This window comes from uncultured Spongiibacter sp. (assembly GCF_964011655.1).
In the GTDB taxonomy this organism is placed as follows: domain Bacteria; phylum Pseudomonadota; class Gammaproteobacteria; order Pseudomonadales; family Spongiibacteraceae; genus Spongiibacter; species Spongiibacter marinus.
The window spans coordinates 1-13154 of sequence record NZ_CAXGPO010000054.1 but is presented as its reverse complement, the minus strand read 5'-3'; the positions used below and the strand labels follow the sequence as shown (position 1 = coordinate 13154).

11 protein-coding genes are annotated in these 13154 nt (G+C 54.8%); 5 read left to right on the top strand and 6 right to left on the bottom strand.

Annotated features, from left to right (window positions below; translation table 11 throughout):
• Positions 1 to 66 precede the first annotated feature (66 nt).
• Positions 67 to 1533, bottom strand: a complete 1467-nt coding sequence (locus tag ABNS66_RS15380; RefSeq protein ID WP_286840136.1) for a glyceraldehyde-3-phosphate dehydrogenase — start codon at positions 1531 to 1533, stop codon at positions 67 to 69.
• 202 nt (positions 1534 to 1735) lie between these two features.
• Here ABNS66_RS15380 and mfd point away from each other — a divergent pair, with 202 nt between their 5' ends.
• On the top strand, positions 1736 to 5173 hold the full coding sequence (gene mfd, locus ABNS66_RS15375; RefSeq protein ID WP_286840134.1) for a transcription-repair coupling factor: 3438 nt from the start codon (positions 1736 to 1738) through the stop codon (positions 5171 to 5173).
• A 37-nt stretch (positions 5174 to 5210) separates the two neighbouring features.
• Positions 5211 to 5984 (top strand): CsiV family protein, encoded by a 774-nt coding sequence (locus ABNS66_RS15370; RefSeq protein ID WP_286840132.1) that lies wholly within the window; start codon positions 5211 to 5213, stop codon positions 5982 to 5984.
• Here the strand turns inward: ABNS66_RS15370 and ABNS66_RS15365 are convergent.
• Positions 5952 to 6698 (bottom strand): S-methyl-5'-thioinosine phosphorylase, encoded by a 747-nt coding sequence (locus ABNS66_RS15365; protein WP_286840131.1) that lies wholly within the window; start codon positions 6696 to 6698, stop codon positions 5952 to 5954. The genes ABNS66_RS15370 and ABNS66_RS15365 overlap by 33 nt on opposite strands.
• Positions 6691 to 7818: a mechanosensitive ion channel family protein gene (locus ABNS66_RS15360; protein ID WP_286840130.1), complete on the bottom strand. Its 1128-nt coding sequence runs from the start codon at positions 7816 to 7818 to the stop codon at positions 6691 to 6693. Before ABNS66_RS15360 ends, ABNS66_RS15365 begins: the two co-directional genes overlap by 8 nt.
• A 251-nt stretch (positions 7819 to 8069) precedes the next feature.
• Here ABNS66_RS15360 and ABNS66_RS15355 point away from each other — a divergent pair, with 251 nt between their 5' ends.
• The 3 genes from ABNS66_RS15355 (at position 8070) to ABNS66_RS15345 (ending at position 9579) form a co-directional block, all read left to right on the top strand.
• Entirely contained in the window at positions 8070 to 8390 is a 321-nt protein-coding gene (locus tag ABNS66_RS15355) for a DUF6763 family protein (protein ID WP_204995492.1), read from the top strand.
• Positions 8391 to 8560: 170 nt separating this feature from the next.
• A complete protein-coding gene (lexA, locus tag ABNS66_RS15350; RefSeq protein WP_027872603.1) occupies positions 8561 to 9163 on the top strand; it encodes a transcriptional repressor LexA in 603 nt (200 codons plus the stop codon).
• 2 nt (positions 9164 to 9165) lie between these two features.
• Complete coding sequence (locus ABNS66_RS15345; protein WP_286694151.1) at positions 9166 to 9579, top strand: hypothetical protein; 414 nt, start codon at positions 9166 to 9168, stop codon at positions 9577 to 9579.
• A 57-nt stretch (positions 9580 to 9636) separates the two neighbouring features.
• On the opposite strand, the gene ABNS66_RS15340 is transcribed toward ABNS66_RS15345, so the two are convergent.
• The 3 genes from ABNS66_RS15340 to topA all read right to left on the bottom strand — a co-directional run.
• Positions 9637 to 9906 (bottom strand): hypothetical protein, encoded by a 270-nt coding sequence (locus tag ABNS66_RS15340; protein WP_204995494.1) that lies wholly within the window; start codon positions 9904 to 9906, stop codon positions 9637 to 9639.
• Between the two features lie 96 nt (positions 9907 to 10002).
• The gene (locus ABNS66_RS15335; RefSeq protein ID WP_286694150.1) at positions 10003 to 10482 is read right to left on the bottom strand and encodes a DUF6586 family protein; all 480 of its coding nucleotides are present in this window, start codon (positions 10480 to 10482) and stop codon (positions 10003 to 10005) included.
• Positions 10483 to 10487: 5 nt separating this feature from the next.
• A partial coding sequence (gene topA, locus ABNS66_RS15330) for a type I DNA topoisomerase (RefSeq protein ID WP_348655383.1) occupies positions 10488 to 13154 on the bottom strand: 2667 nt, incomplete at its 5' end.

Genomic DNA, 13154 nt, shown 5'->3' with positions numbered 1-13154 from the left:
ATACCGGCCAGAACCGCTATGCAAAACGGCCAGCGTCGCTAACTGCGCTGCTGGCCGTATCGTTGCTTACTCGGCTGGATATACCGCGTAGGAAACCCCTGCCATTTGCCCCAAAATACGGTGCACCTGGCAGCTGTAGCCAAACTCGTTGTCGTACCAGCAGTACAAAATCGCGCTCTTGCCGTTCACGATGGTGGCTTCGCTGTCAAAAATACAGGCGTGGCGAGAGCCGACAAAATCACTGGATACCACTTCGGGTGAGTTTGAGTAGTCGATCTGCTTACGCAGCGGCGAGTGCAGCGCCACTTTGCGCATGTACTCGTTCAGCTCATCGGCAGTCGTTTCCGTTTTAAGGTTCAGCTTCAAAATAGCCAGCGACACATTCGGGGTCGGCACACGAATCGCGTTACCGGTCAGCTTGCCGAGCATTTGCGGCAACACTTTACCAACAGCTTTCGCTGCGCCCGTTTCAGAGATAACCATGTTCAGCGGTGCGCTGCGGCCGCGACGATCACCCTTGTGATAGTTGTCAATCAAGTTCTGGTCATTGGTGTACGAGTGAACCGTCTCAACGTGACCATTTTCAATACCAAAGCGGTCATCCAGCACTTTAAGTGGTGGCGCTATAGCATTGGTTGTACAGCTGGCAGCAGAAATAATGGTGTCGCTGTCGAGAATTTCTGCATTGTTAACGCCGGCAACGATATTCTTCATATCGCCTTTGCCAGGCGCCGTTAAGATCACTTTGGCGATGCCGGGGCGCGCCAGGTGTGTCGCCAAGCCTTCGGGGTCACGCCATTTACCGGTGTTATCGACCAGAATTGCATCGTTAATACCGTATTGGGTGTAATCCACTTCTTCAGGAGAGTTGGCGTAAATGACTTTGACTTCTACGCCATTGGCCACGAAAGATTGACGCTCTTCATCAACGCGGATGGTGCCATTAAAGGGGCCGTGCACCGAATCGCGGCGCAGCAATGAGGCACGCTTAACCAGATCGTTTTCAGCACCGCCCTGGCGAACAACAACCGCGCGCAGACGCAGGTTGTCACCACCGCCCGCTTTCTCTACCAAGAGACGGGCCATCAGGCGACCGATGCGACCAAAACCGTAGAGAACGACATCGCGAGGTGGGCGCGCAGGCTCTTTGACGCCACCGATCAGGTCGGCAACCTGGCTGCGAACGAATTCGTCGACACTCTGCCCTGCTGGCTTGCCTTGCTCTTCGTAAGCAACAGCAATACGGCCGGCATCAATGTGCGCCGTGCCCAGATCCAAACCAGCAAGTGCTTGAATGACGGGGAAGGTTTCAAATTCAGACAACTCGTTTTGTTCAACCTGACGAACAAAGCGATGCGCCTGCATAATATCCAGAACCGAGAGGTTGACCAGATTCTTTCCGTAGATATAGGTTTTGACGTTATTGCTGCGGTAGAGCTTACCAATCAGAGGGATCATTCCCTCGGCTAATGCTTCGCGCTCTTTCCAGTCGGCGAAGTAATCATCAGGACGCTCTCGTCTTCTCTCAGTCACGGCAGATACCCTTTGCTGTCGGGGGGAAAATTCAGGAGCGCGTATTATCTTTATTCACGCCATCCAGATCAACCTCCACAACTGTCAACTGCTACCAATGTCGGTACTAATCCTGGCAAATTTGCCGTGATCGTCGGGGTTATGACTGCAAGCGCCGACGCGGTACAATGCCCGCCCCTGACCACCGACGAATATAAGCACAGTGATACAACTTCCCAATACGCTCTCTCTTAGCCACCGTCAAAGCCTTGATCTCGGTAGTGTTACCCCCGCCAGCCAGGCATTTGTCACCGCAGAACTCGCTTCGCGTATTGAGCAGCCCCTGCTGTTGATCACCCCGGATACCGCAAGTGCTTACCGCCTCGAACAAGAGCTGCATTTTTTCGCCGCTGGCTTGCCCGTCAAGCTGCTCCCCGACTGGGAAACTCTGCCCTACGACACCTTCTCCCCGCACGAGGATATTATTTCCGAGCGGCTGCGCTGCCTGACTGAAATTCGTCAGATGACCCGCGGCGTCGTTGTGGTGCCAATCACGTCGCTCATGCAACGCATCGCCCCACCGGAATACCTGGGCAGTCACAGCCTGTCGCTGAGGCGTGGTCAAGCCGTCGACTTAAATGCCTTCCGGCTGGAATTAGAAAATGGCGGTTATAACAACGTCACTACCGTCTTTCAGCACGGCGAATACGCGCTGCGCGGCGCCGTGTTGGATATTTTCCCCATGGGTAGCGACCTGCCCTACCGCCTGGACTTTCTCGATGAAGATATCGACAGCCTGCGCAGCTTCGACCCGGAAACGCAGCGCAGCCTGGAACAGGTTGAGGCAATCGACCTGCTCCCGGGGCGGGAATTCCCGCTGGATGACGACGGCATTGCCGGATTTCGCCGGCGCTGGCACGAGCGCTTCAACGTCGACCACCGCAAATGCCCGGTTTATCAGGATGTGAGTAGCGGTATTGCCCCGGCGGGCGTTGAGTACTACTTACCGTTATTTTTTGAACGCTGCGGCACCCTGTTCGACTATTTACCGGACAATGTCACGCTGCTGCGCTGCGACGGCATAGAAGCCGCCGCGGACCACTACTGGCAGGACATTCACCAACGCTACGAGCAGCGCAACGGCGACACCCAGCGCCCCGTGTTAAGCCCCGCGGAGCTATTCCTGCCGGTGCCAGACCTGTTTGCCAGCATCAAACACTACCCCCGTTTGCGCCTGGGCCGAGACGGCGTCAGCAACCCTGAACACAACCTGGCCGCTGAATCCCTACCCGTCCTCGACATCGACAGCCGCGCCGACGACCCCGTGGCGGCGCTGCGCGCATTCAGCGAAAACCGGCGGATATTACTGTGTGCAGAATCGGCGGGGCGGCGCGAGGCACTCGTAGAGCTGCTACAGCGCCACCATCTGCGCCCCACCCTGATCGACAGCTGGCAGGCCTTTGAAAGCGCCGACTGCGATTTGGCGATCACTACCGCCGCCCTACAGGAGAGTTTCGCGTTCAGCGCGCCGACGGCTTTCGCGGTTGTCGCCGAGCCGCAGTTGTTTGGTCGCCGGGTCTCACAGAGCCGACGGCGGCGCAAAAACACCAGCAACAATGCCGAAGCGGTAGTCCGCAACCTTGCAGAGCTGCGCATCGGCGCACCCGTTGTCCACGCCGATCACGGGGTGGGCCGCTACCTCGGCCTACACAGCATCGATGTAGACGGGCAAAGCAATGAATTCCTGACTCTGGAATACGCCGACAATGCCAAGCTGTACGTGCCAGTGTCATCACTGCAACTGATAAGTCGCTACAGCGGTGCCGACGAAGAGCTGGCTCCTTTACATAAACTTGGTAGCGACCAGTGGAGTCGCAGCAAACGCAAAGCCGCTGAAAAAATTCGCGACGTTGCAGCAGAGCTGCTCGATATTTATGCCCGGCGCGAGGCGCGACAGGGCCGCGCCTTTTCATTGAGCGGCGACTATCAGCAATTTGCGGATGACTTCCCCTTCGAAGAAACGCCAGATCAACAGCTGGCGATCGATGCGGTACTGGGCGACTTGCGCTCCGAGCAACCGATGGACCGACTGGTATGTGGCGATGTCGGCTTTGGCAAAACCGAGGTCGCGGTTCGCGCCGCATTTGTTGCCGTGGAAAACAACACCCAGGTCGCAATCCTGGTGCCCACCACCCTGCTTGCCCAGCAGCACTACGAGTCCTTCCGCGACCGCTTTGCAGACTGGCCGGTCAAAATTGAAGTGCTGTCGCGCTTTCGCTCAGCTGCCGAGCAAAAGCAAGTAATCAGCGACCTGCAAGCCGGCAAGATCGATATTCTTATCGGCACCCATAAACTTCTCAGCAGTGATATTCGCTATGCCAATCTCGGCCTGGTCATCATTGATGAAGAGCACCGCTTCGGTGTTCGTCAAAAAGAGGCCCTCAAAAATTTGCGCGCCGAAGTCGACGTGCTGACGCTGACCGCCACACCGATCCCTCGAACGTTGAATTTGTCAATGTCCGGCATTCGCGATTTATCCATCATTGCCACCCCACCAGCGCGGCGTTTATCGGTAAAAACCTTTGTTCGCGAGCGTGACGACGCGCTGATAAAAGAGGCGATACTGCGAGAGATTCTGCGTGGCGGTCAGGTTTATTACCTGCACAATGAAGTCAAAACCATTGAAAAAGCCGCGCGCGAACTCGAGGCGATGCTACCGGAAATACGTGTCGGTATTGGTCATGGACAAATGCGCGAGCGCGAGCTTGAACAAGTAATGAGCGACTTCTACCACAAGCGCCACAATGTCCTGCTGTGCTCGACCATTATTGAAACAGGTATCGATGTCCCGAATGCCAACACGATAATCATTGAACGCGCCGATAAATTCGGACTGGCGCAACTCCACCAACTGCGAGGCCGGGTCGGACGCTCTCACCACCAGGCCTATGCCTATCTGCTAACGCCTCCGGCCAAGCAGCTCAGCCGCGACGCCGAGAAGCGCCTGACCGCCATTAGCGAGGCCGACGACCTCGGCGCTGGCTTTACCCTTGCGACGCACGACATGGAGATACGCGGCGCCGGCGAGTTGCTCGGCGAAGGCCAAAGCGGCCAAATACACTCCATCGGCTTTAGCCTTTATATGGAAATGCTCGACCGCGCCGTAAAAGCCATTCAAGCCGGGAAAGCGGTGAACCTCGAAGACAGCCAAGCTGACCACACTGAGGTAAACCTGCGTATTCCTGCGCTGATCCCGGACGATTATTTGCCCGATGTGCAAGAACGCTTAATGCTCTACAAGCGCATTGCCAGTGCCACTAGCGACAACGCGCTGCGCGAGCTACAGGTGGAAATGATCGACCGCTTTGGCCTGCTCCCCGAAGCCTGTAAAAATCTGTTCCGCTGTGCCCAGCTCCGCCTCAAAGCAGAAGCACTGGGTATACGCAAAATCGAGGCATCAGCAGGAGGGGGACGCCTGGAATTTGCCGAAGACACGCAGGTGGATCCAATGGCTATTGTTCAATTGGTGCAGAAAAATGCTCTGCGCTACCAACTTGATGGCGCTAACGCTATGCGCTTCAAAGAAGAGGTGGAAAGCCCCGAACAGCGTATTAGTGCCGTTGACGACTTGCTAGCAGCACTGACACCCAGTACAAAGTAAACGTCGATGACGGCGCTTAACAACAAGAGACCAGGATATGCCCCGCTTTCAACTCGCTACGCTATTTTTACTTGCTGTCGCAATTGCCGCGCCACTGCACGCTGAGCCCGACAACCGTTACCAAATCGATATTGTGGTCTACGCCAATACCGATCCCGCAGCGAACAATGCCGAGGCATGGCCAGACAATCTGCACCTGCGTTACCCGCGAGATTGGCAAAGCTTGAAAGACACAGGCCGCGGGCACTTGCAACGCACACAGCAGCACCACCCACAATTCGCCAAAGCCCTACGCTCTCTGCAGCTGTCGTCGCGCTACCGTATTCTTACTCAGCAAAGTTGGATTCAAGACCTGCAACCACGCAGCAAAGCACCAGCTATCCTCATTCGCGGCGGGCGGGAAGTCGGCGAGCACTTCGAGCTTGAGGGCTATATTCGCATTGCCTTGGAGCGCTACCTATATGCGCAACCCATGCTTTGGCTTTCTCAGTTCGGTGAACGCGGCGGTAATTACTACCTGCCCCGCCATCCCTACCGACCCGCACCGGAAAACGAGGACGGCTTTGTCGATGAGGCGTTTGAAAATAGTCCAGAGTACGCCGAATTTTTAAAACAGAATCCCCAGCTAGCAGATGCTGAGCCCGCAATCCCTGCCGGGGCGGAGCCGGTAGAGCGCATCGTGGTAATGAAGCAGGAGCGCCGCATGCGCAGCGAAGAGCTACACTACATCGACCACCCCTTGTTTGGCTTACTGGTTATGATCAGCAAGCCTCAGGAATTACCCGTGGCTGGCGATAGCGTGGGAGAGTAACGACTTTACCTGCAACATTCCGGTATCAATAACGGCCTGAATATCTTCCATCGTAATGAGCGTATCGCTCAGGCCGGCACCTGGATTCACCACCAGGCACACGGAGGCGTAATCCAGACCGGCCTCCCGAGCGAGTGCCGCTTCCGGCATTGCGGTCATACCCACCATATCGTTGCCATCGCGCGCCAAGCGGCGTATCTCTGCAGCCGTCTCCAAACGCGGTCCCTGAGTTACCGCGTAGGTGCCGTAGGGCTCAATATCAATATCCGCCTCTTGGGCAGCGGCGCATAATCGTAGCCGCAGCTCTTCACAGTAGGGGTAACTGAAGTCCACGTGCTCAACTTTGCCATCACGACCATCGTAAAAGGCATGTTCGCGTCCCCAGGTGTAGTCATTGATTTGCTCAGGCAGTGCGATAACACCCGCAACAAAGCGCTCGCTGATTCCCCCTACCGCATTCACTGCGATCACTTCCCCTGCGCCAACAGCCTTCAAGGCGTGAATGTTCGCGCGGTAGTTAATTGCATGTGGCGGCAGCGAATGCCCCACACCGTGCCGGGGCAAAAACAGAAACTCCGCCCCCTGATACTCCATATGCTGAACCGGTGCACTGGGCTCACCAAAGGGCGTTGCCACGGCTTCACTGCTCAACATGTGAGCCCCCGGCCAATCACACAGCCCTGTACCGCCAATAACTGCAATGGGTCTACGCATTTTTTTCGTCTCCGGCCGCTCCGCTTTGGCGAGCAGCATTTTCGATCTGCAAGGGGTCCATTTTCACCGTGGTGGTGGGGAACGCCACATCAGCACCATGCTCGTGGACAATCTCTAAGACTTTTAGCAAAACATCTTGCTTAATCTCGTGGTACTTCACCCACTGGGTTGTCTTGGTGAAGGTATAGATAAAGAAATCCAAGGACGACGCGTTGAACTTATTGAAGTTCACAATCAGCGTTTTTCTGAGATCAATCTCGGGGTGCGCTTCCAGCATGGTTTTTACGCCGCTGATAATGCCGGGTAACTTGCTCGCATCTTCATACCTTACGCCCACCGTTTCATAGATACGCCGGTTCAGCATGCGCGATGGGTTCTCGACGGCGATCTGCGTAAACGTGGCATTGGGCACATACAGTGGGCGCTGGTCAAAGGTGCGAATTCGGGTCTGCCGCCAACCAATATTTTCTACCGTGCCCTCTATCTCTTTATCTGGCGAGCGCACCCAGTCGCCCACAGAGAATGGACGGTCTAAATACACCATCAGGCCACCAAAAAAATTCGCCAACAAATCCTTTGCGGCAAAGCCTACCGCTATCCCGCCAATGCCGCCGAAGGCCAGTACACCAGAAATGCTGTAGCCAAGGTTCTGAAGAATCATCAACACCACAACAATGATGACCGCGCTTCGCACCAGTTTGCCCAGCGCCATCACCGTTGTTTGGTCGATCGGCTCGTCGCTATCGCTGTATTCTCTGGAGAGCAGGCCCGCTTCGATTTCGTGAACCAGCTTCACGAGAAACCAACCCAAAATCGCCATCACCGCAACGGCTCTGAACGGTTGCAGCGCGGTAAAAATGTCGGCGTCAGTGCTACCGGCGATAATCTCTAATACGTGACTGGCGCCGACCACCCATATCAACAATACCAGCGGACGACGCGCAGCGAGCAAAACGGCGTCATCCCACAGGTTATGCGTGCGTTTAAAACGCTCGCCCAGAACATTCAGCAAGCGGCCTGCCAGTAAGTTCGCCGTCAGAACAATAAGAACAACGATGAACACTTCCGTGAGCCAAGGGTAGCTAGAAAACTCTATACCTTTAATCCAATCCATCGACATCAAACGCTGCCCTCTACTTATACAGATTGCTTGTTAACCCCGAGCCACTTATTCATTAGCGTGCTAAAAAACGGGGTGAAAAAAAGAAAATCAGTTTAACTTAGCCGGGCATCTTACTGAAAGTGCGAAGATTTAAACTTGAAGCCCATAACAACGACACAAAGCCACACCCGGGCTCTCGGATAAATCCCTACTGGACAGCCCGATGGGACATGATAGCTTGGAGATACGTACTTTAGGAGGTGAACGCTATGGCATCATTAAATGCGTTGATAGGCTGCTGGTACAAAGACCTGGAAACCGGTCAGCAGTTCGAAGTTGTGGCTACAGATGAAGGCCTGGACACAATAGAAGTGCAATTAATTGACGGAGAAATCTGCGAGTACGATTTGGACAGTTGGAGGCAGCTAAAGCTCACCGGTATTGAAGAGCCAGAGGACTGGCGAAATGCGTTCGAGCTCAGCGATGACGACTACCGCCATTGGGATGATGGCATCATGCCGGAGCAGATCGGCAACCCGCTACACGAAATCGAGAGCGATGTTGTCAACGGCATCCTCGATGAATTCTAGCCACTGAAACACTGAATTTTCCGCGCTCCCCCTCCTGCCTGCCTTCGGGTGGGCTTCTTTTTATCTACCCTCCCACTTTCAGCCAACATCAAAATTACCGATCGCGGCTTGCACAGAACAAAATACTGTATATACTCACAGTTACTGTATAGATAAACAGATGCCAGAACATGGAAAAATTAACCGCCAGACAAGCGCAAGTACTCGAGCTGATAAAGAGCCATATCGACGATACCGGCTACCCACCGACCCGTGCAGACATTGCCAGAGAACTCGGGTTTCGCTCACCTAACGCTGCCGAAGAGCACCTCAAGGCTCTGGCCAGAAAAGGCGCGATCGAAATTATACCCGGCGCCTCAAGAGGTATTCGCCTTCCCGAAGACCTCGGCATTCCCATTGTTGGCCAGGTTGCTGCAGGTAGCCCCATCCTGGCTCAGGAGCACATTGAAGACCATTGCGCGATTTCGCCAAACCTGTTTTCTCCCTCGGCCGACTACTTCCTTCGCGTGCGCGGCGACAGCATGATCAATGCCGGAATATTTGAAGATGATCTATTGGCTGTACACCGCTGCCAGGTGGCTCAGAACGGACAAATCATCGTCGCGCGAATTGGTGATGAGGTCACTGTAAAGCGCTTGCAACACCAAAAGAACAAACACCAATTGCTATTAATCGCCGAAAACCCCGACTACGCCCCCATTGAAGTTGACCTGCGAGAACAGGACTTCGCCATTGAGGGCTTGAGTGTGGGTGTACTGAGACGCGGGAGTTAAGCATGGCACTGATCGAGCAAACATCATTGTTCTCAAACGCTCAGCAGCACAACACTGCTACGCGCATTACCGATATCATGTTGAGCAGCCAGGCGCACCTGTCACGCACGCTGCTGGCCGCCATGCTAATGCAGCTAAGCGGACAAACTGAGGAGCGTTGGTTGTGCTGGGTTGCAGACAGACCTCTCAAACCATTACTCGATGCCTGCGGCAAAGATCGCGGCCAGCGAATATTACAGGTTGTGTCGAACGGCGGCAGCCTCTGCAATATTGCGGCACGAGCGCTGGAGCGCGGGAAAAGTCACACCGTGGCGGTTTTGACGAACACTCCCCTCAGCACAGAACAACGCTGCGCTCTAGAGCGAGCAGCGCTGGCTGGCGACGCCGAGTGCCTGGTGATACAGCTTCAAAATTAACAGCCAAGAGGGACCCAGCAGCCACGATACATAAGGGGTAAAGAGGTGCTCTATGCCCTAGTGGAGGGTCTTTGATGGGGGGTGAATATCGTCCTGATCGTCGTCTTGTGCTTCAGCGGCGTCGTCACTAAGCTCTTCGCTCACAACCTGCGCAGCTTCTAGACCAGCCTGCACCATTGCACGGGCGATCTCTAAACATGAGCCTGGAATTTGCTCTCTGGCCTCACTTGAGAACCGGATCATCACCAATGGCTTTTCGTCGCCTTCGGAACGCTGAAGCACGATATCGCCATTTGCCAATTCAACCAATTCTAAATAAGCCAGCACAGAGTTTCCCTTGTTTGTTATCACCACGCGTTGACGCGTTTGCTAAGTGTAACAAACCCAGCGACCAGTAGGCCAATCTGTCAGTAGACCGACCTATCAATACTCCAAGAGTGTGCTTCGGTGTCTCGCGATCAGCTCGCTGAGGAACTGCAAGCAGCCCTTAGCAAGCTCAATATCGTCCTGATCAGAAACCGTAACGGTGCTTAGCAGCGACGGGTTGTACTGTTTTGCATCACCGGGCTGGCGCACAAAACGGTAGTCCAGCATCCACTTCAACTGATCATCGTGTATTTCGCGATCAGCCAACTCTGCAATTTCCGGAGGGTGCGCGGCCTTCGTCAATACTTGAGCATTCATACGCCCAGTGGGTAAAGTCTGGCTATATAGCGGTTGCTGGATGAGTAAGTCGGCCAAATGGCACTCGTAGGCCAGCCGTAGCTGCCACAACGCAGACTCAACACAAGCTCGCTGATAATGCCCGCTCCACTGTGGCTCGGCGTCCCCTTCACTGTCAGCGAGATACTGCTTAGCGAAGTGTAAATGGAGGTTGCACTGCCCCCGGTAACTCTCTGACATACGCCCTACTTCGCTTTCTTCACTGGCGATTTTTTAGCCGCTTTTTTCTGCTTTACATGCGCCACCCATTTACCGCCTTCATAAAAGGCGGACCAACCACTGGGTTTGCCGTCAACCTCAGACTGCACATACTGCTCCTTGGTCTTACGGCTGTAGCGAATAACAGTATCTCGCCCCTCGTTGTCTTGCGCTGGCGCAGAAAACAAGAAAGCGTATTTAGGATCGATCTCTGCCTGGTGAGGCAGAATCTCTTTCACCTTGGGTGCCCTGGTTTCACGGTTTTTGGGGAAGCCACTGGCAGCCAGGAACAGTCCGGAGGCACCGTCGCGGAGTACGTAGTGGTCATCGACTTTTTCACACTGCAACTCCGGCATAGGAACCGGGTCCATTTTCGGCGGTGCCGCTTCGCCGTTACGCAGTAATTTGCGTGTGTTTTTGCAGCTCTCGCTCGTGCAACCGAAATACTTGCCGAAGCGCCCCGTTTTCAGCTGCATGTCAGCACCACACTTATCACATTCGATAATTGGGCCGTCATAGCCTTTAACCTTAAAGGCGCCCTGCTCAATCTCATAGCCGCTGCAATCGGGGTTATTGCCACAAATGTGCAATTTGCGACTTTCGTCGATCAGGTAACTCTCCATTGCCGTGTTGCACAGCTTGCAACGGTGCATACTGCGCAAGACCCGAGACTCTGCCTCTTCGTCTTCCGCATCAATACTAATAAATTCCTCACCGGGAACCAGATTGATGGTTTGCTTACAACGCTCTTTGGGCGGCAAGGCATAACCCGAGCACCCTAAAAAGACACCGGTGCTGGCCGTGCGGATTTGCATATTACGCCCGCACTTCGGACAGGGAATATCCGTTTCGGTGGGCTGGTTGCTGCGCATCCCATCGTCACTGCCCTCCGCTTTTTCGAGGGTCGCCCTAAAATTGCTGTAAAACTCATCCAGCAGCGCCGTCCAGTTTTTGTCGCCAGAAGCAACGCTATCTAAGGACTCTTCCATCCGCGCGGTGAAGCTGTAGTCGAGAAGATTGCTGAAACTCTCGACTAGACGATCGGTGACAATATCGCCCATTTTTTCGGCGTAGAAGCGTCTATTTTCAACTTTTACGTAACCGCGGTCCTGGATCGTAGAAATAATGGACGCATAGGTCGATGGCCTGCCGATGCCGCGCTTTTCAAGCTCTTTTACCAACGCTGCCTCGCTGTAACGCGGCGCAGGCTTGGTAAAGTGCTGACTGGGATCAACCTCAAGCAACTCAAGATGATCTCCGACTTTTACATCGGGCAGTTCCTGATCGTCGTCTTTTTTGCTCGCAGCCGGCGGCTGAACCTTCATAAACCCATCAAAGCGCATCACGCGGCCGCGGGTACGCAGCTCAAACTCCCCCGCTTTGACCGTGATAGACGTGCTGGTGAACTCAGCAGGCACCATTTGGCAGGCAACAAACTGCCGCCAGATCAAGGTGTAAAGACGCTCCGCATCCCGCTCCATGCCGGACAATTGGGTCGGCTCGACATTGACGTCGGAGGGGCGAATCGCCTCGTGAGCCTCCTGAGCACCGTCTTTGCTTGAGTAGCGTTGGGGCTGCCCAGGCAGGTAACGCGTGGAAAAATTCTGCTCAATGTACCCTCGACAGGCTTCCACAGCGTCATTACTCAAATTGGTCGAGTCAGTACGCATATAGGTGATATAACCCGCCTCGTAGAGGCGCTGCGCCAGCATCATGGTTTTCTTAACGCCAAACCCCAAGCGCGTACTCGCCGCTTGTTGCAGCGTAGACGTAATAAACGGCGCGCCAGGCTTGCTCCGCGTCGGCTTGTCTTCGCGGCTGGCTACTTCAAAGCTTGCGGCTTCAAGCGCGGTCACCGCCGCCATCGCTGACTCTTTGTTATTGGGCCGGAAGTTGTTCGCCCCCTGCTTTTTGACTTCCAAACGCAGCGGCCCTGCCGCAGCGCGATTGTTCGTATGGATTTGCCAGTATTCCTCTGGCACGAAAGCGCGGATTTCCTTCTCGCGCTCAACTATCAGGCGCACGGCCACCGATTGTACTCGGCCTGCACTCAAGCCTCGTGCAATCTTTGCCCACAACAGTGGCGAAACCATATAACCAACAACGCGATCGAGAAAGCGACGCGCCTGCTGGGCATTAACCCTGTTGATATCGAGCTCGGTGGGAGCGGAAAAGGCTTCTTGAATCGCCTTTTTGGTAATTTCGTTGAAAACGACGCGCTTGTAGCGCGAGTCGTCGCCACCAATCGCCTCGCGCAAATGCCAGGCTATCGCCTCCCCTTCGCGGTCAAGGTCGGTCGCGAGATAGATGGTGTCGGCATCGGCGGCCAGCTTTTTCAGGTCGCTGACGACTTTTTCTTTGCCGGGCAGTATTTCATAGCGCGCCTTCCAGCCTTTTTCCGGGTCAACGCCCATTCTCGCCACCAACTGCTCACGCGCCTTTTTCTTTTTGTGGCGCGCTTTCTCTTCCGGCGACATTTTGCGCGTTAGCGCGGCGGCCTTGGCTCGCTCCTTCGGATCTGCCCCGGCCTTGCTGCTGCCGCTAGTGGGTAGGTCCCGGATATGGCCCACACTGGACTTAACAACAAAATCTGACCCCAGATATTTGTTGATCGTCTTAGCTTTGGCCGGCGACTCCACGATTACCAGAGATTT

Bases quoted from the DNA above. Each gene is read 5' to 3' on its own strand.
- ABNS66_RS15370 (WP_286840132.1), top strand. From the start codon at position 5,211: ATGCCCCGCTTTCAACTCGCTACGCTATTTTTACTTGCTGTCGCAATT.
- ABNS66_RS15365 (WP_286840131.1), bottom strand. From the start codon at position 6,698: ATGCGTAGACCCATTGCAGTTATTGGCGGTACAGGGCTGTGTGATTGG.
- ABNS66_RS15360 (WP_286840130.1), bottom strand. From the start codon at position 7,818: ATGTCGATGGATTGGATTAAAGGTATAGAGTTTTCTAGCTACCCTTGG.
- ABNS66_RS15355 (WP_204995492.1), top strand. From the start codon at position 8,070: ATGGCATCATTAAATGCGTTGATAGGCTGCTGGTACAAAGACCTGGAA.
- lexA (WP_027872603.1), top strand. From the start codon at position 8,561: ATGGAAAAATTAACCGCCAGACAAGCGCAAGTACTCGAGCTGATAAAG.
- ABNS66_RS15345 (WP_286694151.1), top strand. From the start codon at position 9,166: ATGGCACTGATCGAGCAAACATCATTGTTCTCAAACGCTCAGCAGCAC.
- ABNS66_RS15335 (WP_286694150.1), bottom strand. From the start codon at position 10,482: ATGTCAGAGAGTTACCGGGGGCAGTGCAACCTCCATTTACACTTCGCT.